This window comes from Streptomyces sp. NPDC091272 (genome assembly GCF_044757485.1).
In the GTDB taxonomy this organism is placed as follows: Bacteria; Actinomycetota; Actinomycetes; order Streptomycetales; family Streptomycetaceae; genus Streptomyces.
On record NZ_JBIVVC010000010.1, the window covers coordinates 183,514 to 205,119 of the forward strand.

Here is a 21,606-nt window from a genome sequence, read left to right on the forward strand (position 1 = left end):
CGGTCACGTCGCGCGACGCGGGCGGGCGGTCACACGGTGAGGACGGGGCCCACCGCGTGATCTGCCGCGGGGCAGAACCACACCGCGGCCGGGCCGGTACGGGAGGGGTGCAGGCCCGATCCGTGGTCCGGGCACAGCGGCCAGATCAGTCGGTCCCGGTCGGCCAGCAGGCACTGAAAACCCTCCGCGGCCTCGACGACGATCGCGGGGGCGTCGACCCCGTGCACGGGCTCGTCGCCCACGCGGACCTCGCCGGTCGGTTCGTACGGCGTCGGCGCGTTGACGCGCACGGGGACCGGGACGGGGATCTGTCGCCCCGTCTGCCGGCGGACCGTGGCCGCCAAGGTGTCGACCGTGTGCTGGGCGAGGGCGCGCCGGCGCTCCATGAGCAGGGGAACGAAGTACGGGGGCGGCATCGCACCGTTGCTCTCGAAGGCCGACCGCAGGAACCCGCGGACCTCCTCCTTCTCCAGTTCGGCTTCGAGATCCAGGCCGAGGGACCGGTCGAGCAGGCGGACCCAGTTCTTGAAGTGCGCGTGCACGGTCTCTCCAGGTGGGGTCGTTCGCATACCAGCCGGGCTCCGCTTCGTCGGGCGGGCCTGGCTCGACCGTGCCGTAGGGCGCCTCAACAGCAGTATGTTGCATACTTGTTCGGACATGCTTCACATATTCAGCGGGTCACGCACGGGCCGGGGCGGGCAAGAGGCGTTCGTCACGGCCGCCGCGCTCATGCTCCTCACCGCCGGATGCGTCGGCGCCGGCGGCGGCGAGAACAAGAACCGTGACCCCGGGCCCACCTCCACCCCGTTCCGCGCGGCGGACCTCCGGCCGGGTACGCCACTCCCCCTGGTCGGCGTGACCTGGAAGTTCAGAGATACGCACGACGGCAGCGGTGACGGCAAAGCCGGGTTCGAGAACGGTGCCCGCATGGTCATCTCCAACGACTCCTCCGTACACGGGTACACCGGCTGCAACGACTTCACCGCCCGGGTGTCCTTCCCAGGCCTCACACCGGAACAGAAGGCACACCGCGAGGACGAGTCCCCGAATCCGATCGCCTTCCACGACGTGACCGTCGAGGGGAGTTCGAAGTGCCGCACGGAGCTCAGCGCCAGTCTCGAAGGGGTGCTCCTGGACACGCTCAAGACGCCCGGACTGACGTACTACCAGGAGCCGTACAAGAGCTTGCTGTCGATCAACACCCCGGGGGCCCTGGCCGCGACGTACATCAACGCCGAGGTCGCACCGCTCACCCCGGACGAGCTCGGCCCGCTCACCGGTACCAAGTGGTACCCGGACAAGCCCAATTGGCCGGTGGGCGAGGACACGGCGCCGTACTTCTGGATCGAGGAGAGCGGTGCGGTACGCGGGCACACCGGTTGCCGGGATTTCACCGCCCGCGCGGAGATCGACCCCGCCGGCCGTCGCCTGACGTTCTCGGAACCGCGCACGCAGGGGCAGCGCCGCTGCGGGGCCGAGGGGCAGACGTACGAGACGGCCTTCCTGCGGAGGTTCGATGAGGTCTTTTCGTACGAACACGAATTCCACCAGATCCTCATGCGGCGGGAGTCGGACCGGAAGATGTTCTTCGCCTACACTCCCGGGCCGCCGCAGACCAACGAGGATGCGGCCACCGGCACTTCACCCGCCGACAGGTGGCAGGACGACCACGAGCTGACCGGTCCCCGTTGGGCGGTGGACACGCTCGTCCCCGCGCCGGGGTCCGGAGGTGCGCGCATCCGCCCCGGGGCGGGCGCGTATCTGCGCATCGACGAACGAGGTTTCGTGATCGGCCACACCGGCTGCGAGGTGTTCACCGCACAGGCGAGCATCACGGCGGACCGGGTCGCCGTCCACGACGTGGCCGAGGTGACGGTGAACGCCGCCGGATGCTCCGAGCCCGACCGGACGGCCGGCCACGAGTTCCTCACCCGTTTCGCTTCCGGGTTCCGTTACGGGCGCGACGCCTCGGGCACGGGGTGGCAGGCCGAACCCCTCAGCGGCAGGCCAGGTTTCACTCTGGCCGCGCAGTGATCCCGCGACCCTGGGGTCCCGGGGTCCCGGGGTCCTGGGGTCCCGGGGTCCTGGGGTCCCGGGGTCCTGGGGTCCCGGCGAGCGAGATCCCGTGTTCCCGGCGGGCGGGATCCCGTGTTCCCGGTGAACGTACATCGGCCGGAGGCGGCCCCGGCCCTCACCGCCGTACGTACCCGTGGGCCGGGAAACGCGCAGGATCGTCGTGCATCACCCCCGTAACGAAATGATCCATTTCCTTGTGCGGGCCGCGTCCACGCCCGTGAAGTGGGCTGATGCACTTTCCGACAGCAGGCGGCCCGTTCCGCCACTTGCGTACGTGGTACGCCGTGGTGGCCTTCCTCGTAGTGGTGGCAGCGGTGGCGTTCCTCGTTCTTCGGCCGTCCGGTGACGCGCGGGCGGTGCCCAACAGTGCCTGTCGGGCGGTCGATTCGGTGCGTGGGTCCGCTCCCGCGGCGTCCTACCCCCGACACGGGCCGGGACCTCGACCTCGACGGTGACGGCTTCGCCGATCTGGTGCACGAGATCTCCGCGACGGAGAACTTCGACCTGTTCGTCGTGCCCGGCTCCCAGCAGGGACCTAACCCAAGCCGCACGACCGTCTTCGCCCACGACCAACTCGGTGTGCCGCACGACGTCCAGAGGGGCGACGACCCGGCGCAGCCCACGGTCGCCGATCTGGACGAGGACGGTCACCCCGACCTCGTCGTGAGCGGCGCAGCCCAGATCCTGTGGGGAGGCGCCGACGGCCCGCGGATCGGCGGGGCGCACGGGCGTGTGCCACTGCCGGGCAGCGGCTACAGCACCGCGCCGGTCGCCGGCGACTTCGACGGGGACGGGCACAGCGACCTCGCGGTGTTCAGGGGCTCGAACGAGGCTGCGGAACTGGTCGTGCTCAAGGGGCCGTTCAGGCGCTCCGGTGCCCCGGCCAGGACCGTGGAGATCCCCAGCCCGGTCCACAAGGGCGCATCACCCACGCTGGTCGCGGGGGACGCGAACGACGACCGCTCCACCGATCTCTCGCTCTACGGCTCTCCGTGGGATCCGCCCCTGCTGTTCACCGGCGGCGCCCGTACCGCCGGTGGCCTGAGCACGGAGCCCGAGCGGTTGCCGGAGGGCGAGAACGTCGTCTTCGGCGACTTCGACGGCGACGGGCGCCAGGACATCGCCATGGGTCGGAGCTTCGTCGACAGTTACGACGAGGTCGACACACCGCACCGGCGCGGCCAGGTCAGCGTCCGCTACGGGAAGGAGCCGGGGGTGTGGGTCACCATGGACGGCGGTGACTTCAAGGAGGGCTTCGGCGCGAGGCTCGCCGTCGGGGACCTGAACGGCGACGGCTGTGACGACCTGGCCGTACAGCTCACCAGGAAGAAGGAGGCGGGAGACGCCCGGATCGAGGTGTTGCGGGGCGGGTCCGAGCACGGCCTCGGATCGAAACCCTGGCGCTCCACCAAACCGTTCGTGCCGGGTGTCGGCGGCGTCGGTGGCCAGGGCGGCCCCGACGGCTCTGGCGGCCGCGACGGCTCTGGCGGCCCCGACGGCTCTGGCGGCCCCGGCAGCGGCACGCTCTTCGCCGTCCACGACTGGGACGGCGACGGCCGCGCGGAACTGACCCTTCTCGGCGAGGACAGGTGGTGGATCACCGACGGCACGGGTCGCGGCGAGAAATCCTTCCCGATCACCCCCAGCAAGGGTCAAAGCGGTTGATGATCATCAGCAGATAGGGTGTGCTCATGTCACGCGTACGGCTTGCCCTCGTCACGGCCCTCGTCGGAATCACAGCACTCGCTGCCTGCTCGTCGGGCAGCGACGTGCCCGACCCCGCGTCCGGCACGAAGGACGGCAACAAGCCTGGCGCGGCGCCCGCCCCGAAGCCGATCACCAAGACGCTCACCCAGGCGCAGCTCACGCAGGCCCTGCCCGGTGACGGCGAGATGCTGCCCGGCTGGTCGTTGCACGGCGACAAGGACGTGACCGACGGTCCGTACTGCAACGGCTCCGACAACGACTCCACTCCGCCGGGCTGGGTGCGCGGCGGTGACTCCTCGTACGAGTACAACGGCTCCACGAACAACATGGCCCACGTGGCCATCTGCCTCTTCGACTCGGCGGAGCACGCGCACACCGCCTACACGGGGTGGAAGGGCACCGAGACCGACAAGGAGCAGGCACCGAAGCCGTCGGTGGGTGACGAGAGTTCCCTCGTCGTCAACCCGGGTGCCAGCGAGGACACCGTGTACGGGTACGTCCGCTCGGGCCGGGCGAACATCCGCGTGCGGATCGAGGGCGGCACGGGAGATGACCCCTCGGGTGCGCAGGCCACGATGGCCGCGACGCTGAAGCGCCTCCAGCAGCTCCAGGACAACAAGGCTGCGACGGTGACGGCGCCTGACGAGCAGGTCACCGCGACGAACTAGGTCGGTGTCGCGCCGCGCACCTGAGTCGGTCGCCCGGGTCAGCGCTGCGGGCATTCCTGGGGGAGGTGGTTGCCGCGGCAGCGAGCCCCGCCCAGGAGGAGATGCCGTCCTCACTGTCGACGGCGCGCACTACCTCCCACCGACTGCCTCGTACGAGCCGTCTGCCCGGTTCCGGGGCCACGGGCGGTCTTGCCGGGAGTCAGCGGGCGAGTGAGACGGCGAACGGTTCGAAGCCGTGCCTGCGCAGGATGTGGGGCACGACAAGGATCATGGCCTCGGTGGCGCGGGCCGTGGTGATGCCGCCGAGGTCCTCGATCCGTTCGGGCTGCCAGCCGAGGTCGCCGAGCAGGCCGGTGACGGTCTTCTTCGCGTGTTCGTCGTCGCCTGAGAGGTAGGCGGTCGGTGGGGTGACGAGGGAGTCCGGCGCGGTCATGACCATGAAGAGCATGGTGTTGAGGGTCTTGACCACCTGGGTGTCGGGGAGCGTGGCCTGGAGCTTCTCGGCGAGGCTGCTGCCGGGATAGCACAGCTCGCCGGGCAGGCCGTCGTCGTCGTCACGGGTGGCGTTGGAGACGTCGACGAGGATCTTGCCGGCGAGTTCGGTGCGCAGGCCGGTGAGGCGGTCCAGGGAACTGTCGCCGGGAGTCGCGTTGATCACGATGTCAGCGGTACGGGCGGTGGTGCGCTGGTCGGCGAGGGGGACCCGCGGAACGGCGGGCGCCGAGGTGCCGGCAGCGGGATCCTCAGGACTGCGACCGGGACCACGCTCGGTTTCGCGAACGCCGAGGGTGACGTGGTGTCCGGCTGCGGAGAGCTTACGGGCGAGGTTGGCGCCGACGCGGCCGGCTCCCAGGATGCCGATGTGGGTCATGCGGTGATGCTCCTTGCGGTGTCGGGTGGGAGGGGTGGGCGGTTACGTCCGCTCAGGCGATCGTCGCCAGGACCTTGAGGGTTGCGGCGTGGATGCCGGGGGCGGCGGCCAGGAAGTCGCGGGAGGCGGTGGTCCAGGGGTCGCCGGCCAGGTCGGTGACGGTGCCTCCGGCCTCGGAGACCAGCAGGGCGCCGGCGACCAGGCCGGAGCGGACGTCGGAGAACTGCCAGAACGCGTCCATGCGTCCGGCGGCGACGTGGATGAGCTGCATCGTGGCGGGCACGGACACCCGCACGACCAGGCCGTTGATGAGCATGGCCGTGACGGAGTCGCCGATCCGCCGGAAGGTGCGCTCGTCCTCCCTTGGCCTGGCTTGACCGGTGCCGATGAGCGCGGCGTCCAGGCCGGTCTTGGCGGACACCGTCAGGGGGCGGTCGTTGAGGCGGGCGCCGCCGCCGGCTACCGCGGTGTAGGTGTCGCCGGTCAGCGGCAGGTGGACGACGGTGAGTACCGGCTGGTTGTCGCGGACCAGGGTGGCGGTGACGGCCCAGTCGTCCATGCCGTGCACGTGGTTGATGTTGCCCTCGGCGGGGTCGACGATCCACCACTCACCGGCCGGGAGCGCGCCGCCCGCCAGTTCGTCCTCCGCCCACCGGGCCCCCGGCCGGGCGGCAAGCAGCGGTTCGCGCAGTACGTCCAGCACCGCGCCGTCGTTGGCGTGGATCTCGTGCACGATCTCGTCGAGGCTCACGCCCCGGGCGTACGGGGTGTAGCGGTCCCGCAGCGTGGCACCGGCGGACTTGACCGCGGCCGTCACGTCGGACAGAAGCGTCGTGCCGGCGGCGAAGGGCCTGGCTGTACTCATGGTGGGCTCCCTGGAGTAACTCGAAGTGGGCTCTTGGCGGGGGAAGTTGTTCTGTCCCGCACTTCGAAGGTAGGCCGCCCGACCATTAACAACAAGTGCATGCTTGTCACTTGTAGAGTTACCGTCATGCAACTGGATTTGAACTTGCTCACGGCTCTGGACGCCCTGCTGGAAGAGGGCAGCGTCGCGGGCGCGGCAGCCCGGCTCCATGTCACCTCACCGGCGATGAGCCGCACCCTGGGCCGCCTGCGCAAGGCCACCGGGGACCAGATCCTGGTCCGCACCGGCCGCAGCATGATCCCCACCACCCGCGCGCTGGCCATGCGCGCCCAGGTGCATGTCCTCGTCCAGCAGGCTCACCAACTCCTGTCCGCGCAGCAGGACTTGGACCTGTCGACTCTGGACCGGGTGTTCACCGTGCGCTGGCACGACGCCCTGACCACGGCGTGCGGCACCGCCCTGGCCACGGCAGTCCACCGGCAGGCTCCCGGTGTGCGGCTGCGCCTGTCCGCCGAACCCGGGTCGGACGACGCCGAGCTGCGCCGGGGTGAGATCGACCTCGAATCGAGCTCCGGGCGGCCGACTCTCCCCGACATCCGCCACCGACTCGTCGGCAGGGACCGGCTGGTCGTCGCCGTACGCCCGGGGCACCCCCTCGCCGACACCCCGATGGGCCCGGAGAGTTACGCGGCGGCCGAACACCTCACCGTCTCGCGGCGCGGAAGCCTGCGCGACCCGATCGACAACGCCCTGACCGCGCTCGGCCTCGAACGGCGCGTCGTCGCCGCCGGACCCGCCGCGGCCTTTGCCCTGCAACTCGCCCTCGGCACCGACCTGGTGGTCACCCTTCCCGAAGCGGTGACCCGCACAGCACGCGAGCAACTCGGTTTGGTCACCCTGCCGTTGCCCCTGTCGTTGCCCGATGTCCCGCTGTACCTGCTGTGGCACCGGCGCCACGACGAGGACCGCGCCCACACCTGGCTGCGCGAAACGGCCGCGGAGACCGTCCAGGCACTGTTCACCCCGCCGACCACCTCCCCACAGCCCCTCGCCGGCCGGTCCGGGCAGTGACGGCGGCCCGGGGCCTCAAGAGCTGACGCCGTGGCCGTTGGAGCCCCGGTCGGTCAGGGGCGGGTCGCGACGGCCGCGGTGCGTGCGGCCGGCAGGTCGGGCAGCAGGTTCAGGAAGGGGGCGACTCCGGTCACCGTCAGGAGCCGTTCCAACTGGGCGGAGAGAGGGCCTGCGATGAACAGCCGGTGGCTGTGGTGGAGGCGCAGGAGAAGGTTCAGGAGGGCGGAGTCGGCGAAGCCAACGCCCCCGAGGTCCGCGATCACCGCCAGCCCGGTACGGGACGCCTCGTCGAACGCACGGGACGCCTCGTGGGAGTTGTCCAGGTCGAAGTCCCCGGTGAGCACGACTGTCGCTGCCACGTCGTCGATGTGGCAGCGGGCGTCTGACCTGTCGTCGGAAAACATCTGCCGATGGTCGCACAGGCGTGCGAAGGGGGTCGCGGGGAGGGCTGCCCCCCTCCGGCTACTTGGCGGGCAGCTTGAGCTTCTGGCCCACCGCGATCAGGTTCGGGTTCTCGATTTTGTTGAGCTTGGCGATCTCACCGTGGCGGTCGGCGTTGCCCAGCTTCGACTGCGCGATGGCGGACAGCGTGTCTCCCGGACGGACCGTGTGGAACGAGGCCGCGGAGCTGGCGGTGGCAGCCGGCGACGACGCCTTCTTCCGGGCGGCCGCGGGCTTCTTGGCCCCGGCCTTCGCGACTCCGTGCGAGGCGAGATAGGCCAGGGGGTCCGTATGGCCGTTGTACTCGTTCCGGGTGCGGGCCTCGAAGTGGAGGTGGGGCCCGGTGACGTTCCCAGTCACGCCGGACAGTCCGAGACGCTCCCCTGCGGACACCGCCTGCCCGGGCTTCACCGCGAGCGAGCTCAGATGCGCGTACAGCGTGAACCGGCCGTCGTCCATCCGTACGATCACCGCATTGCCGTAGGCGCCCTGGTCGCCCGCCGTGACCACCGTCCCGGGTCCCACACAGTCGACCGGCGTACCCGACGGCACCGCGAAGTCGACACCGGTGTGGAATCCGGCGGCCCAACCACCGGGCTGCCGGTACTCGGCGCTGATACGCCCCCTGCCGACGGGCATGTTCCAGGTGCCACTGCTCATGAATCCGTTGTAACCGCGTCGGACAGGTCCCGCATTTTCTCGGTGCCTCAGGGCCGCAGGGCGATCTCCACGAGTTCGGTCGCCACCCGTACGGCGCCCGTGCCGACGGCCAGGAACAGCACGGCGCGGCAGCGGTCCGCGAAGGAGCGGGCCAGGAGCAGGGTCAGCAGCACGCCCACGGCGATGTAGCTCCAGCGCCCCGGCCACCGCGGCGATCCCCCGGCGGGGCCGGGCCGGCAGGCCCGCGAGAAACGCCACCATCACCCGTGGGGCCCCGGAATTCACCAGGCTGTGCCAGCCACCGCTCAGGACGCTCTGACCCACGGACGTCAGCCCGCCACCGGGGAAACCAAGCACCGCCGCACCCAGCAGGATCGCCAGGACCGGACGCGAGCCTGTCGGCGAGGGGCCGACGAGCGTGCCTGCGCGAGGGGCGCCGTCCGAGGCCGCGTCGGCGGCGATGCTGCCCAGGCCCGACTGCTCGGTGTCCTGCGTTCCGGTGGCCCGTACAGAGCCGCCCCCTGACCAATCCGTCAGGGGGTCAGCTCCGAAGAAGCAGAAAAGGAGAGCGAAGTCCGGATGCGGCATCCGGAGATGGTGCGTCGGCGGGGCCCCGGCGGGGCCGGATCGGCACGACGGCGCGACGCCGCGAAAGGGTGGGAGTACAACTCCTACTCCGGGGCAAAGTACTACAAGAGTGATACTTCGGACGAATTTTCGAGATGGGGCGGTGGTCTGTGCCGGACGACAAGGAACTTCCCAACCCGACGGGCCGCACGATGACGGCAGTGCTGCACCGCACTGGTGACGAGCCCATCGGCGCTGCCCGGGAGGCCGCCGCATGCTTCCTGCACGAGGCCCAGCAGGAGCACGGCGTGGCCCTCTACGAGGAGACCGAACCCGTCGTCCGTCTGGTGGTCAGCGAGCTGATCACCAACGCCTACACCCACGCCCCCGGACAGTGCCGTCTCGATCTGGAGATCCGGGACGACACCATCGAGGTCAGCGTGTGGGACCACCACAGCCACCTGCCCACCCCGCTCGCCACGGACCCGGCGCGCGTGGGCGGTCACGGACTCGAAATCGTCCGCGCTCTCAGCAAGGCACTCACCATCAAGCCCGACAACGGCGGTAAGCGCATCAGCGCCAGCATCGCGCTCGCCGCGCCGCCCGCAGCCATGGCCAGCTGACCACGGGGGTAGCCGCGCAAGGCTAGGTGCCACCCGCTTCGGCGGCTGCCGTGAGCACGTTGAGTTCCGTCTCGGTCAGGTTGACCCTGGTGAACTCCGTCAGTGTGGAGAGTTGCTCGGTGGTGCGTGCGCTGGCGAGCGGTGCGACCACAGTGGGACGGGTGGCGAGCCAGGCGAGCGCGATCGCGGCCTGGCCCACGTCGTGGGCGGCGGCGACGGCATCCAGGGTGGTGAGCACCCTCTGTCCCTGGGGAGTGCCGAGGTACCGGGTGGCTTGCCCGCTTCGCACGCTGTTCACCACCCCACCGGGCCGGTACTTGCCGGTCAGGAACCCCTTGGCCAGGGCGAAGTACGGCACAGCGGCGAGTCCGTGCTCCCGTACCACGGCGGCCAGAGCGCCCTCGTACCGATCACGGACGACGAGGTTGTAGTGCGGCTGGACGGCGCAGTAGCGGGCCAGCCCTTCACGCCGGGAGAAGGCGAGGGCCTCCTGCAGCCGGTCGGCGGAGGTGTTGGAGGCGCCGATCTCGCGGACCTTCCCCGCGCTCACCATCCCGTCCAGCGCGGTCAGGAATTCCTCCACCGGAACGGTCTCGTCGTCCGTGTGCGTGTAGTACAGATCCAGGTGGTCGGTGCGCAGCCGCTTGAGGGAGGCTTCCACGGCCCGGGTGATGGTGGCGCCGGCGAGTCCCTTGAGTTCCGGATGGGCGCCCACCTTCGTGGCGACGACCATGTCCTGGCGATTGCCGCGCGACTCCATCCAGTTGCCGATGATCGTCTCGGACTCTCCCCCGGTGTGGCCGGTTTCCCACGCGGAGTAGACGTCGGCGGTGTCGATGAAGTTCCCTCCGGCCTCCGAGTAACGGTCGAGGAGGGCGAAGGATTGTGCTTCGTCGGCCGTCCAGCCGAAGACGTTGCCGCCCAGGGCGAGCGGTGCGACCCGTAGCGAACCGATCCGCTTTCTGTCGTGCAGGGGCACAGTGATTCTCCTTCTCCGGGACCTTCTGCGAAAGGGACGGGCGGGGCATCGTCGCGGCGGGTATGGGGGCGGGCGGCGGGCGCGGGGCTCACGCACGGCCGCCGCGCTCACGGTGTGCGCACGTACCGTCCGGGAGCGGGAGCCAACGGGGGGTGGTGCGCGCTTCCTGGCGGCCGGCTCCGCGTACCTGGTCCCGAGCGCAGGCCCAGCCATCGCGTCCAGGCCGGCCACCAGGATCCGGGTACGGGGCAGGAGCGGCCCCACCAGTCCTGGGGGTGGGCCGACAGCCGGGCCGGTCCGGTGCGGTAGAGGGCCCCGGGGCGCGGCGGGCTGATGACGCTGCCCGCGTGCCCGGACGGGATCAGGTGGAAGGCGACGTCACCGCCGAGCAGCCGGGCACTGCTGTACACCGTCTCCCACGGAACGATGTGGTCGCGTGAACCCGCCACCATGAAGGTGTCCTGGGTGACGGCCGCGAGATCGATGTCCCGGCCGTGGAGGCGGAGTTCGCCCCTGGCGAGGGTGTTGTGGGTCGCCATGTGCAGCGTCTGGTGGAAAAGGGTCCTGGGCACGTCGATCGCATCCTCGCTCCAGGCCCAGATGTCGAAGGGGTCCGGCCGCTCCCCCAGTAGCCAGCCGGCCACCAACGGCTGCCAGACGGTGTCCCTGGCACGCAGCAGGTCGAACAGGAGGCTGATCCTCCTGCCGTCGACCAGTCCCCCGCGCCGGGAGAGCAGACGGGTCAGGGCCCGCAGTTCCACGTCCGGTGGCTGCTCGGAGCCGGCCCGGTCCGGATGGTCCAGCGAGGACACCAACGACGTCAAAGTCGCCACCGGCCTTTCCCCGTCGGCCGCGTGCCAGGCCGCGGTGGCCGCCGCCAGCATCCCTCCCGCGCACACCCCCGCCAGGTGGGCGCTGGGCGAGGCGGTGATCTCGCGGACCACGTCCAGGGCGCGCAGTGGAATGCCCGCGAAGTACTCGTCCAGGCCAAGACCGGCCTGTGCGGGTCCGGGGTTGCGCAGGCTGACGGTGAAGACGGTGAAGCCCTCGCGGACCACCCACTCGACGAGGCTGCGTCCGGGGGCCAGGTCGTTGATGTAGTACTTGTTCACCCAGGCGGGGAGGAAGAGCAGGGGTACCTGACGGACCCGGGCGGTCTGCGGCTCGTACTGGATCAGTTCCATCAGGTCGTTGCGGTACACGACCTGGCCGGGGGTGGCGGCCAGGGTCTCCCCCAGCGTGAAGGCACCCGGTCGCATCTTGGCGGGGCGGCCACGGCGGTGGCGCAGATCGTCAAGAAGGTTGCCGGCGCCGCGGAACAGGCTCGTCCCGCGGGTGAGCGCGGCGCGGCGCAGTACGGCGGGGTTTCCGGCCAGGGTGTTGGTGGGTGCCGTCGCGTCGGTGAGGAGCGTCGCGAGCAGCCGTACCTGCTCGCGGCGGCGCGCCGTCAGGTACGGCGTCTCGGCCGCGGCGAGGACCAGCCGGCGCCAGGTCAGGTAGCCGGTCAGCAGTGCCCGGTAGCCGGGGTCGGTCACCCAGGCCGGGTCGTCGAACCGTCGGTCGTCGGGGTCGAGGTCGCGGTCGAGGTCGCGGTCGCGGTCGCGGTCGCGGTCAGGGCGGACACTGCCGAGCCGAGGACCTGCGAGCCGCCCCTGAAGGCCGCTCGGTGCCTTCGGGCGTTTCGCGCTCGGTGCCTTCACGCGTCTCTCGCTCGGTGCCTTCTGGCGTTTCTCGCTCGGTGCCTTCTGACGTTTCGCGCTCGGTGCCTTCACGCGCTTCTCCGGAGTCGCGTCCGCTTCGTCGTCGTAGGCGTAGGGTTCGCTGCCGCACGGACTCACCTGTCACCTCGTCTTTTCACTGCTTCGCGGTTCGGCTTTTCCTGCTTGACGGTTCGTCCTTTACTGCCTCCTGAATCTAGGCAGGGGTCGGCCGCGCGGGCAGGCGTGTTCGCGTTCGGTGGCAACGACCGGTCGTGGCGCATGCGCGCGCGGGGTGCGGCGGGGGTGCGGTCCGGGCGGGTGCCGCTCTCCCACCACCCCTGCCACACCCGCGCCTCACCTGCGACAACAGGCCTCCCTCACCCGCTCGGCAGGTGCCTCTGCGCGGGCATACCTTCGACGGCAGGCGATTCGCCGCCCCGCGGCGTTCCGGCCGGCATCCACGTCGACGACACACCGTATGGAGGGCTCCATGCACAGCACCATGCCCGACGTTCCGCTGAACATCGCCCGCGTCCTGCGCCACGGCTCCACCGTCCAGGGCTCGTCCACCGTGGCCACCTGGAACGGGGCGGAGTTCGAGCACACGTCGTACGCCGAGGTGGGACGGCGGGCCGGCCGCCTGGCGCACGCACTGCGCGACCGGCTGGGGGTACGAGCGGCAACCCGGCCGGGGAGCGCGCAGAGCGTCGTCGCCACCTTCATGTGGAACAACTCCCGTCATCTGGAGCTGTTCCTCGCCGTCCCCGCCATGGGCGCCGTCCTGCACTCCCTCAACGTACGCATGGCGCCCCAGCAGTTGGCCTACATCATCGACCACGCCGGCGACGAGGTGATCGTCGTGGACGCCGACCTCGCGGAGGTCCTGGCGGGCGTGCTGCCCCTGCTGTCCGGCAAGGTGCGTCACATCGTCGTCGCGGGGCCCGGTGGCCGCGAGGCACTGGCCGGCTTCGCGGGGGAGGTGCACGACTACGAGGAGCTGACGGCCACTCAGTCCCCCGACTATCCGTGGGAGGAGGGCCTCGACGAGCGCACCGCCGCGTCGATGTGCTACACCTCCGGCACCACCGGCGATCCCAAGGGGGTCGTCTACAGCCACCGGTCGATCTATCTGCACTGTCTCCAGGTCGCGGCGCCGAACCGCTACGACCTCACCTCGCGCGAAGTCCTTTTCCCCGTCGTCCCGATGTTCCACGTCAACGCATGGAGCATCCCGCACGCCGCGTTCCTCACCGGCGCCGGTCTGCTGATGGCGGACCGGTTCTCCGGAGCGGCGTCGTACGCACGGATGATCGTCCAGGGACGGCCGACCTTCGCCGCCGCCGTGCCCAGCGTCTGGGCCGCGCTATTACAGGAGTTGGACACCCGGTCGTACGACATCACCGGCCTGCGCCGTGGAGTGGCAGGCGGAGCGGCGTGTCCACCCGCTCTGATCTCCGCCTACAGTGACCGCCACTCGGTCGAGCTCCTGCACGCGTGGGGCATGTCCGAGACCTCCTCGCTGGTGAGCACGGCGTTGCCGCCCGCCGGGGCGGAGGACCGCGCGGCGTGGGCCTACCGCGTCAGCCAGGGGCAGTTCCCCGCGTCGGTGCGGTTCCGGCTCGCCGACGCGCAGGGCGCTTGCGTGCCGCACGACGGCAGGGCCACCGGTGAACTGCAGTTGCACGGCCCGTGCGTGACCGGCGCCTACTACGGTGGCGAGGGCTCGCCCGTGACCCGCCCCCCGGAGAACTTCACCACGGACGGCTGGCTGAGGACCGGCGATGTCGGACGGATATCCCCTGACGGCTATCTCACCCTCACCGACCGGGCCAAGGACATCGTCAAGTCCGGCGGCGAGTTCATCTCCACCGTGGAACTTGAGTCGCACCTGATGGAGCACCCGGCCGTGGCCGAGGCCGCTGTGGTCGCCGTGCCCGACGACCGCTGGGGTGAACGACCACTGGCGGCGGTGACACTGCGCGGGGGCGACGGGTGCCGGCCGGAAGACCTGCGGGACTTCCTGGCACGGCACGTCGAGGCGTGGACGGTCCCCGAACGTTGGACGGTCATGCCGGTGATCCCGAAGAACGCGGTGGGAAAGTACGACAAGCGCAGGATCCAGGAGGAGTACGCGACCGGACGGCTGGATGTCGTCCGTGTCGGCAAGGAGCCCCGCGAGGGATCCGGCGAGGAGCCCGGCAGGGGATCCGGCGAGGAGCCCGGCAGGGGATCCGGCGAGGGATCCATCCAGGAGTCCGGCGAGGGGACCGTCAAGGAGTCCGGCACGCCGTCGGCACTCGCGTAGGGCCCGCTCGGCGACGGCGGCGGAAGGCCTTGTGCCTGCCGCGCGCGCACGGCCGCCGTCGGGGTCCGCTCAAGAGGGTTCCCGGTCCGCGACCGCCGCCCGCCCTGCGCCCCGCGCCCCGCGCCCCCGACCCCAACCGTGGCTCCCGCGTCTGCGTGCTCGTGCGTGCGTATGCGCGTGCGTGCCTCTGTCTGCTTACGCGTCCGCTGTCTGTTTACGCGTACGCGTCCGCGCAGCCTCGCACGCGGGGGCCGCCACGAGTCCGACACCGCGAGAAAGGACACAGGTATGACCTCCATCCCCACAGACGGACGACCCACCGTTGTCGACCATCTGCTCGACCGGCTCAGCGCCCTGGGTGTGCGGCACGTGTTCGGCATGGCCGGCGACTACAACCTGAAGGTGCTCGACCGTGTGCTCGACCATCCGGACGTGCGGTGGATCGGCACCGCGAGCGAACTCGGTGCCGCCTACGCCGCCGACGCTTACGGGCGTACCCGCGGCTTCGGGGCCCTCCTCACCACGCTCGGTGTCGGCGAACTGAGTGCGATCAACGGTGTGGCCGGAGCGTACGCCGAGCGTGTTCCGCTGCTGCACATCGCCGTCGGGCCGACGCGGGCCACCGAGCGTGCCGGGGACGCCGTCCACCACACCATGGGGGACGGCGACTTCGACCGCTTCGCCCGCGCCCATCGCCACGTGGTGTGCGCCGACGCCGTTCTGCGGCCCGACAATGCCGCAGCCGAGATCGACCGGGTGCTGACCACCTGCCTGCGCGAGAGCAGGCCCGGATACCTGCGGGTGCCCAGGGACGTTGCCCTGGCGCCTCTCCCGCCGCACATTTCAACCACTTCCCTCGTGGGCCCAACCGCTGACACCGACGCCGACAGCGTCGAGGCCTTCCGCGCGGCGGCCCGTGCCCGGCTCGCCGTCCCTGGCAGCGTCGCTGTTCTGGCCGACTTCCTCGTGGACCGGTTCGGCGCACGGGACGAGCTGGCCGCGCTGCTGACGGCGAGCTCCTTCCCCAGCGCGACCCTGGGGACCGGCAGGACCGTCATCGACGCACGCACACGCGGTCATCTCGGCCTGTACGCGGGGGCCATGAGCGGGGAGCCGGTCCGGTCGGTCATCGACGACGCGGACCTCCTCATCCGCGCCGGAGTGCTGCTCGCCGACGCCAACACCGGCAAGTTCACGCACCGTTTCAACCCCCGCGAGGGCATCGACCTCCAGCCCCGGGAGGCGACGGTGGACGGCGTCGCCTTCCCGGGCGTACCGCTGGCCACGGCGCTGGCGGTACTGACGGAGCTGGTCGGCGCCCGCGCGGGTACGGCGGCCCCCGAGGGCGCGCCCGGTCCCGAGAGCGCACCCGGCCCCGGACGGCCGCCCGAGGACCCGGCAGGCACCCAGGCCGACCGCCGGCCCGCCACGGGCACGCCGGCCACGGGCACACCGGCCACGGGCACACCCGCTACGGGCAAACGCATCGTCACCGCCCTGCGTCGCCGCTGCCCGTTCGGACCCCGGCTGACCCAGGCGCAGCTGTGGAAGGCCGTCGGCGATGCGCTGGAACCGGGTCACAGCGTGGTCGCCGACGAGGGGACCCCCCTGTTCGGCGCCGGCGGCCTTCCCTTCCCGAGCGGCACCCGGTTCGTCGCGCAACCGTTGTGGGGCTCCATCGGCTACGGACTGCCCGCCCTGCTCGGCGTACAGCTCGCCGATCCTTCCCGGCGGGGGCTGCTGGTGATCGGCGACGGTGGCGCGCAGCCCACCGTCCAGGAGCTCGGCACCATCGGCCGGCACGGCCTCACGCCGGTCGTGCTCCTGGTCAACAATCACGGGTACACCGTGGAGCGGGTCCTCAACGGCGCGCGGGCGGTGTACAACGACGTCGCTCGCTGGGACTGGTCCCGGCTCCCCGCCGCGCTCGGCGTGCGAGACCCGCTCGTGCTCACCGTCCGCTCCCCGGCCGCGTTGCGGCGTGCGCTGGCTCGCGCCGCCGCCACCCCCGACCGGTTCGTCCTGATCGAGGCGATGACCGGCAGGCTCGACGTTCCGCCGGGCATGAAACGTCTGTCAGCCAACAGGCCGGACAGGACACGGTGGGTTCCCTGACGCCTCTTCGTGGCGGCCGGGGTTCCGTGCGGCCTCTTCGTAGCGGCCCGGGTCTCCTGAGGCCCCATCGTGGCGGCCGGGCGTCCGCAGACGTAGCCGGAGGCTCTCCAGCTCCTGGGAGCAGCGGACGGAGCGGACCGTGCTGAGCAGCTCGGCGGCGTGCAGTGCGCTGGTACGGCTGTCATCAGGCGATCCGAGTCGCAGCTGCACCGCGCCCAGGAGCAGCAGCCGCAACACCCGGCGGCGGGTTCGCTCCGGCGGGGTGCAGCGCAGTGCCTCCTGCGCCCACTGCGCTGCTTCCTGCGGCCGGTCGAGGTCCTGGTTGCAGCGGGCCAGTTGTTCGGCCACGTATCCGCGGTCGACCTGGCTGCCCGGACCCGGATCCTCGCCGGGTGCGCTGCGCTCCAGTTCCTGGAGTGCCTTCTCCGCGTTCGCGTCGCAGGCGCGCGGGTCGCCCATGAGGGCGTAACCACGTGCCTCGGCCGCGCGCGCGAGTATCTGGATCGCCGGGCCGCCCTCCTCGCGTGCTCCCTCCCTTGCCACGCGGGCGAGTTGGACCGTCTCGCGCGGGTTGCCCAGGGTGAGCGCCACCTGGCTCATTCCCGCCGCCAGCACATAGCCGCCGAACCTGCGGTCGTCCGCGGCCTGGGCCAGCCGCAGCGCCTGGATGTAGTAGCGCTGGGCGAGCCCGAGAAGCCCGGTGTCGGCCGCCATGTAGCCGGCGAGCTCCGTAAGCCTCGCCGCCGCGCCCAGCAACGGGCGCCCGGTGGCCTCCCCGTACGCACCGCCGAGCAGCCCCGCGACGACGCCGTCGAGGTAGCGCACCGTGACCATGCGCGTGTGACCACTGCCGAATCGGTGATCGAGGTCCGCGAACGCCTCGGCCATGGCCCGCACCGCTGCGACGTCCCCCGGGCCGACAGGGGTCGGGCCGTCGCCGGTGGGGGCGGGGTCCGGGTCGGCTATGAGCCAGTCGCGGCTGGACTGGACGAGCACGGAGGTTGCCAGTTTCTCCCCGGCCGGCGATGCGGCGGTGAAGTTGGCCTCGCTGCGCCACAGGGCGCACACCTGCTGGAGCGCGTCGGCGGCCTCGGCCTCGAAGCGCAGGCCGATGGCCGACGCGGCGCCCTGCTCCGTGCGCATGCCGATCTCCTCGGCGGTCACCACCCGGCCGAGCTTGCGTTCCAGTGCCTCGGCGATGATCACGGGCGCCCGGCCGCGCGGCTGTTGGCCGCGCAGCCACCGGGCCACCGACGTCTTGTCGTAGCGGAGGTCCAGTCCGCGCTCGGCGCCGCAGAGGTTGACCCGGCGGGCCAGCCCCGTGCTGGAACACCCCGCCTCCTCCATCACTGCCCGGAGCCTTTGGTTGGGCTCCCGGTTGCTACACGTTCGCACCGTCATGGATTTCCTTTTCTCTTGCTCCCCGAAACCGAAACCTGCTTGTACCGCCGCGGAATTACCGCACCCCGAACCGCACTCCGACATACGACATTTGAATGCATATCGGTGGTTGAGGACACGGGCTGCGCACAGCACGAAACAGGCCATTTATATTTCCCGCACGCGTGCTTCGAGTGGGACCGTGAAAATGCACCCGAAACACCTGCTGCTCCACCTCCACGAAGCGTCGCTCCACGGACAAAGGTTCGACGAGGGGGAATCCGATGGTTTTCCGACGAGGATGCTTTCAGTCACCACTCAGTGCACGCCAAGGCTGGGGCGGGGTCAATACGGCACCGGGGGTGCACCGGGGGAACTCCGCATGCATTCGGCGCACTCACACTTTCCCGGTGCCGCGTGCACGCCTACGGACAACGCGCGTGAAGCACAGGCGGCGCACGGCGATTCCGTTCGCCCCGAACCACGGAGAAAGACGCAAACAAAACACCTGCCGGCCCGCGGCCGCATTCCCGGGACTTAACCGGTTTCAAGCACCCCGGCCGGTCCCCCGCTCTCTCCGGGGGTGCCCCAAGTGGCCCCCCGCACCACCACTGCCCCGGTGCACGCCTGCCGGTGCTCCCGTGGCCCGTCCTACAGTCCTGAGGGCAGAGGAGGAACGGGCACGCCGCAAGCACCGCGGCGTCCCGCGCCGCGTGACCCGGACCGCGGAGCTCCCGTACCGCGTGACCCGGACCGCGGTCTCCCGTACCGCGTCATCCGGCGCCTCCGCCTCCACCTCCCGGTCCCGCATCGACCCGGCCCCATCCCCAAGACTCGGCCGCCGCCTCTCCCCAAGGCACGCCCGTATCCCTTGCGCGACAAGACAAGACGAGACGAGTCCAGACGAAAGAGCAGGAGACCGTGATGAAGACACCCACCGCCGCCACCGAGCAGATCTGGGAAGAACGCCGGACCGAGGTGGCCGGGACGTCGACCCGCTACCTGGAGAGCGGACGAGGCACCCCCGTCCTCCTGCTGCACGGCGAGGGCAGTGTCTCCGAGATCTGGTCCGAGGTTCTGGAGGGCCTGGCGGACACTCACCGGGTCGTCGCCGTGGACCTGCCGGGATTCGGCCACACCGAGAAACTGCCCCATGTCGACGCCGCCGCCCTGGCAGCCTTCGTCTGGAAGTTCGCCCAAGCGCTCGGCATGCGGAATCCTTCGGTTGTCGGGCACTCGCTGGGCGCCGCCGTCGCCGTGCACATGGCCCTCCAGCAGCCGTCCCAGGTGCCCGCGCTGGTGCTTGTCAGCTCCTCCGGGATGGGCCGTGTCCTCAGCCCGGTGCTGGCGCTCCAGGCGGGCACGCCGCTGGGTGACCTCACCGCGCTCGTCCCCCGGCTGCCACTCGGCCCGCAGCTGCTGGTGGCGTCGAGCGCGGTGATGGGAGCCTGCCGGCCCTGGCGGGTCTCGCCCGCCTGGTTCGCCAGCCAGGTCAAGTCGATCGCCGTGCCCGAGACGCTGAGGACCACCCTGCGCTTGCAGCGCTCGTCGGTCGGCCTTCTGGGCCAGCGGAACCTCCTGCTGGACAAGCTGTCCGAACTGCGTATGCCGACGCTGGTGGTCTGGGGCACCCAGGACCGCCTGGTGCCGTTCTGGCAGGCGTTCGGCGCGCGACGACGGCTCGGCCGCGGACGACTGAAGCTGATCGGCTGCTGCGGGCATCTCGTACCGCAGGAGGCGGCCGGCGAACTCCTCTCCGCCGTCCGCCCCTTCCTCGCGCGGGCGGGCGACCGGGCGGACAACGGCGCTGCCGAGAGGGGGCGGTGACCGTGCGCACGGACGCAGACGTGATCGTCGTGGGAGCGGGCCTGGCCGGGCTGGTCGCGACGTACGAGCTCGTACGTGCGGGCCGGCGCGTGCTCGTCGTCGAGCAGGAGAGCGAGGCCAACCTCGGCGGGCAGGCCCACTGGGCGGAAGGCGGCCTGTTCCTCGTGGACAGTCCCGAGCAGCGACGCCTGGGCATCAAGGACTCCTACCAGCTGGCGCTGTCCGACTGGCTGGCCTCGGCCGGGTTCGACCGCGCCCACGACGACCGGTGGGGACGTGAGTGGGCGCAGGCGTACGTGGGGTTCGCCGCCGGCGAGAAGCGCGACTACCTGCGTGGGCTCGGGCTGCGGTTCGCGCCCGTCGTCGGCTGGCCCGAACGGGGCACGGGGGCCGCCGGCGGGCACGGGAACTCCGTACCGCGCTTCCACATCGCCTGGGGCACCGGACCCGACCTCGTACGTGTCTTCCGCGAGCCGGTGCTCGACGCGGCCGAGCGCGGGCTGGTCACCTTCAAGTACCGCCACCGGGTCGACGAACTCGTCGTCGAGGGCGGCACGGTGACCGGGGTCTCGGGTGCGGTGCTGGCGCCCTCGCACGAGCCGCGGGGCGTCCCCTCCTCCCGCGAGGAGACCGGACACTTCGAACTGCGCGGGCAGGCGGTGCTCCTCACCACCGGCGGCATGGGCGGCAACCACGAACTGGTGCGCGCCCATTGGCCGGTCGAGCGGCTCGGCCCGGTGCCCTCGTCGCTGCTCAGCGGGGTGCCCGCACACGTCGACGGCCGGATGCTGGAGATCACCGAGCGGGCCGGAGGCTCCGTCGTCAACCTCGACCGGATGTGGAACTACCCCGAGGGCCTGGCGAACTGGTCCCCCGTCTGGCCCCGCCACGGGGTGCGGGTCATCCCCGGCCCCTCACCACTGTGGCTCACCGCCGAGGGGCGGCGCCTGCCCCCGCCCCTCTTCCCCGGCCACGCCAACACCCAGTCGCTGGGACACATCGCACGCACCGGCCACAGCCACTCGTGGTTCCTCATGAACCAGACCGTCGCGGACAAGGAGTTCGCCCTGTCCGGCTCCGAGCAGAACCCGGACCTGACCGGCAAGCACTACCTGAGGGCCCTCGCACCGAGCAGGAAGACCAGGTACGGGCCCGTCCGCGCCTTCCTCGACCGGGGCGAGGACATCGTGATCCGCCGGACCCTGTCCGCCCTGGTGGACGCCATGAACGCCCTGACACCCGACTCGCCCCTCGATATCGCGCGGGTGGAGCAAGAGGTGATCACCCGCGACCGGCAACTCGTCAACCACTATTGCAAGGACATGCAGTTGATGTCCGTGCGCAACGTGCGCAGGTACCTGCCGGAACGACTGACGCGCGTCGCAGCGCCGCACCGGCTGCTCGATCCCGCCCACGGACCGCTCATCGCCGTACGCCTGCGCCTGATGACGCGCAAGACCCTGGGCGGGGTCCAGACCACGCTGGACTCGCAGGTGCTGCGGCCGGACGGGCACGTCTTCGACGGCTTGTACGCGGCGGGAGAGGCCGCCGGGTTCGGCGGCGGGGGCGTCCACGGGTACCACGCGCTGGAGGGCAGCTTCCTCGGCGGATGCGTCTTCTCCGGCCGGACCGCCGGCCGGGCGCTCGCCAGGGACCTGCTGTAACCCACAGTCAGGACACATCCAGGCAACGGATCCAGGCGGCGATCTGGGCATCGATCCACGCATCGGTCCACGCATCGATCCAGGCAT

General features: G+C 71.0%; 18 protein-coding genes and 1 pseudogene. 9 read left to right on the forward strand and 10 right to left on the reverse strand.

The features are described 5' to 3' along the window. Positions 1–29: 29 nt before the first annotated feature. Entirely contained in the window at positions 30–569 is a 540-nt protein-coding gene (locus ACIQM4_RS25950) for a hypothetical protein (protein ID WP_401596058.1), read from the reverse strand. An 88-nt stretch (positions 570–657) separates the two neighbouring features. Here ACIQM4_RS25950 and ACIQM4_RS25955 point away from each other — a divergent pair, with 88 nt between their 5' ends. The 3 genes from ACIQM4_RS25955 to ACIQM4_RS25965 all read left to right on the forward strand — a co-directional run bounded on the left by ACIQM4_RS25955 (position 658) and on the right by ACIQM4_RS25965 (position 4,451). After that, positions 658–2,034 (forward strand): META domain-containing protein, encoded by a 1,377-nt coding sequence (locus ACIQM4_RS25955; protein ID WP_401596060.1) that lies wholly within the window; start codon positions 658–660, stop codon positions 2,032–2,034. A 435-nt stretch (positions 2,035–2,469) separates the two neighbouring features. After that, positions 2,470–3,741 carry an FG-GAP and VCBS repeat-containing protein gene (locus ACIQM4_RS25960; protein WP_401596062.1) on the forward strand — a complete coding sequence of 424 codons (1,272 nt, stop codon included), beginning with the start codon at positions 2,470–2,472 and terminating at the stop codon, positions 3,739–3,741. Between the two features lie 26 nt (positions 3,742–3,767). Then, positions 3,768–4,451 (forward strand): hypothetical protein, encoded by a 684-nt coding sequence (locus ACIQM4_RS25965; RefSeq protein ID WP_401596064.1) that lies wholly within the window; start codon positions 3,768–3,770, stop codon positions 4,449–4,451. Positions 4,452–4,650: 199 nt separating this feature from the next. Here ACIQM4_RS25965 and ACIQM4_RS25970 read toward each other — a convergent pair whose 3' ends face one another. Together ACIQM4_RS25970 and ACIQM4_RS25975 are read right to left on the reverse strand one after the other, a co-directional pair. Continuing rightward, positions 4,651–5,322: an NADPH-dependent F420 reductase gene (locus ACIQM4_RS25970; protein ID WP_401596066.1), complete on the reverse strand. Its 672-nt coding sequence runs from the start codon at positions 5,320–5,322 to the stop codon at positions 4,651–4,653. A gap of 52 nt (positions 5,323–5,374) precedes the next feature. Then, positions 5,375–6,187, reverse strand: coding sequence for an inositol monophosphatase family protein (locus tag ACIQM4_RS25975; protein WP_401596068.1), 813 nt, complete (start codon positions 6,185–6,187; stop codon positions 5,375–5,377). 126 nt (positions 6,188–6,313) lie between these two features. Here ACIQM4_RS25975 and ACIQM4_RS25980 point away from each other — a divergent pair, with 126 nt between their 5' ends. After that, positions 6,314–7,258 carry a LysR family transcriptional regulator gene (locus ACIQM4_RS25980; RefSeq protein WP_401596070.1) on the forward strand — a complete coding sequence of 315 codons (945 nt, stop codon included), beginning with the start codon at positions 6,314–6,316 and terminating at the stop codon, positions 7,256–7,258. Between the two features lie 53 nt (positions 7,259–7,311). On the opposite strand, the gene ACIQM4_RS25985 is transcribed toward ACIQM4_RS25980, so the two are convergent. From ACIQM4_RS25985 to ACIQM4_RS26000, 4 genes and pseudogenes are all read right to left on the reverse strand, one after another. Beyond that, positions 7,312–7,662, reverse strand: coding sequence for an STAS domain-containing protein (locus tag ACIQM4_RS25985; RefSeq protein ID WP_401596072.1), 351 nt, complete (start codon positions 7,660–7,662; stop codon positions 7,312–7,314). Positions 7,663–7,720: 58 nt separating this feature from the next. Then, positions 7,721–8,359, reverse strand: a complete 639-nt coding sequence (locus ACIQM4_RS25990) for a peptidoglycan DD-metalloendopeptidase family protein (protein WP_401596267.1) — start codon at positions 8,357–8,359, stop codon at positions 7,721–7,723. Between the two features lie 47 nt (positions 8,360–8,406). Further along, positions 8,407–8,538 carry a hypothetical protein gene (locus ACIQM4_RS25995; RefSeq protein WP_401596281.1) on the reverse strand — a complete coding sequence of 44 codons (132 nt, stop codon included), beginning with the start codon at positions 8,536–8,538 and terminating at the stop codon, positions 8,407–8,409. A gap of 25 nt (positions 8,539–8,563) precedes the next feature. Then, a pseudogene (locus ACIQM4_RS26000) lies at positions 8,564–9,202 on the reverse strand (DUF6518 family protein); the annotation flags it as partial. Here ACIQM4_RS26000 and ACIQM4_RS26005 point away from each other — a divergent pair. Further along, positions 9,097–9,549: an ATP-binding protein gene (locus tag ACIQM4_RS26005; protein ID WP_401596074.1), complete on the forward strand. Its 453-nt coding sequence runs from the start codon at positions 9,097–9,099 to the stop codon at positions 9,547–9,549. The pseudogene ACIQM4_RS26000 and the gene ACIQM4_RS26005 overlap by 106 nt on opposite strands. A gap of 22 nt (positions 9,550–9,571) precedes the next feature. On the opposite strand, the gene ACIQM4_RS26010 is transcribed toward ACIQM4_RS26005, so the two are convergent. Further along, positions 9,572–10,528, reverse strand: coding sequence for an aldo/keto reductase (locus tag ACIQM4_RS26010; RefSeq protein ID WP_401596077.1), 957 nt, complete (start codon positions 10,526–10,528; stop codon positions 9,572–9,574). Positions 10,529–10,635: 107 nt separating this feature from the next. Further along, positions 10,636–12,228 carry a PHA/PHB synthase family protein gene (locus ACIQM4_RS26015; RefSeq protein ID WP_401596080.1) on the reverse strand — a complete coding sequence of 531 codons (1,593 nt, stop codon included), beginning with the start codon at positions 12,226–12,228 and terminating at the stop codon, positions 10,636–10,638. 490 nt (positions 12,229–12,718) lie between these two features. On the opposite strand from ACIQM4_RS26015, the gene ACIQM4_RS26020 reads away from it, so the two are divergent. Both ACIQM4_RS26020 and ACIQM4_RS26025 read left to right on the forward strand, forming a co-directional pair. After that, positions 12,719–14,533, forward strand: coding sequence for a long-chain-fatty-acid--CoA ligase (locus ACIQM4_RS26020; protein WP_401596082.1), 1,815 nt, complete (start codon positions 12,719–12,721; stop codon positions 14,531–14,533). 288 nt (positions 14,534–14,821) lie between these two features. Further along, positions 14,822–16,648 (forward strand): thiamine pyrophosphate-binding protein, encoded by a 1,827-nt coding sequence (locus ACIQM4_RS26025; protein ID WP_401596085.1) that lies wholly within the window; start codon positions 14,822–14,824, stop codon positions 16,646–16,648. Here the strand turns inward: ACIQM4_RS26025 and ACIQM4_RS26030 are convergent. Further along, entirely contained in the window at positions 16,610–18,049 is a 1,440-nt protein-coding gene (locus tag ACIQM4_RS26030; RefSeq protein ID WP_401596087.1) for a transcriptional regulator, read from the reverse strand. The two genes, ACIQM4_RS26025 and ACIQM4_RS26030, sit on opposite strands and share 39 nt — an antisense overlap. Before the next feature lie 903 nt (positions 18,050–18,952). Between ACIQM4_RS26030 and ACIQM4_RS26035 the strand changes: the two genes are divergently transcribed. Beyond that, a complete protein-coding gene (locus tag ACIQM4_RS26035; protein ID WP_401596090.1) occupies positions 18,953–19,855 on the forward strand; it encodes an alpha/beta hydrolase in 903 nt (300 codons plus the stop codon). A gap of 2 nt (positions 19,856–19,857) precedes the next feature. Continuing rightward, the gene (locus ACIQM4_RS26040) at positions 19,858–21,519 is read left to right on the forward strand and encodes an FAD-binding dehydrogenase (protein ID WP_401596093.1); all 1,662 of its coding nucleotides are present in this window, start codon (positions 19,858–19,860) and stop codon (positions 21,517–21,519) included. Positions 21,520–21,606 lie beyond the last annotated feature (87 nt).

What these genes read in the sequence shown, in the direction of transcription:
- ACIQM4_RS26020 (WP_401596082.1), top strand. Translation starts at nt 12,719, where the DNA reads ATGCACAGCACCATGCCCGACGTTCCGCTGAACATCGCCCGCGTCCTG.
- ACIQM4_RS25990 (WP_401596267.1), bottom strand. Translation starts at nt 8,359, where the DNA reads ATGAGCAGTGGCACCTGGAACATGCCCGTCGGCAGGGGGCGTATCAGC.
- ACIQM4_RS25955 (WP_401596060.1), top strand. Translation starts at nt 658, where the DNA reads ATGCTTCACATATTCAGCGGGTCACGCACGGGCCGGGGCGGGCAAGAG.
- ACIQM4_RS26025 (WP_401596085.1), top strand. Translation starts at nt 14,822, where the DNA reads ATGACCTCCATCCCCACAGACGGACGACCCACCGTTGTCGACCATCTG.
- ACIQM4_RS25950 (WP_401596058.1), bottom strand. Translation starts at nt 569, where the DNA reads ATGCGAACGACCCCACCTGGAGAGACCGTGCACGCGCACTTCAAGAAC.
- ACIQM4_RS25975 (WP_401596068.1), bottom strand. Translation starts at nt 6,187, where the DNA reads ATGAGTACAGCCAGGCCCTTCGCCGCCGGCACGACGCTTCTGTCCGAC.
- ACIQM4_RS26030 (WP_401596087.1), bottom strand. Translation starts at nt 18,049, where the DNA reads ATGACGGTGCGAACGTGTAGCAACCGGGAGCCCAACCAAAGGCTCCGG.
- ACIQM4_RS26035 (WP_401596090.1), top strand. Translation starts at nt 18,953, where the DNA reads ATGAAGACACCCACCGCCGCCACCGAGCAGATCTGGGAAGAACGCCGG.
- ACIQM4_RS25985 (WP_401596072.1), bottom strand. Translation starts at nt 7,662, where the DNA reads ATGTTTTCCGACGACAGGTCAGACGCCCGCTGCCACATCGACGACGTG.
- ACIQM4_RS25965 (WP_401596064.1), top strand. Translation starts at nt 3,768, where the DNA reads ATGTCACGCGTACGGCTTGCCCTCGTCACGGCCCTCGTCGGAATCACA.
- ACIQM4_RS25970 (WP_401596066.1), bottom strand. Translation starts at nt 5,322, where the DNA reads ATGACCCACATCGGCATCCTGGGAGCCGGCCGCGTCGGCGCCAACCTC.
- ACIQM4_RS25980 (WP_401596070.1), top strand. Translation starts at nt 6,314, where the DNA reads ATGCAACTGGATTTGAACTTGCTCACGGCTCTGGACGCCCTGCTGGAA.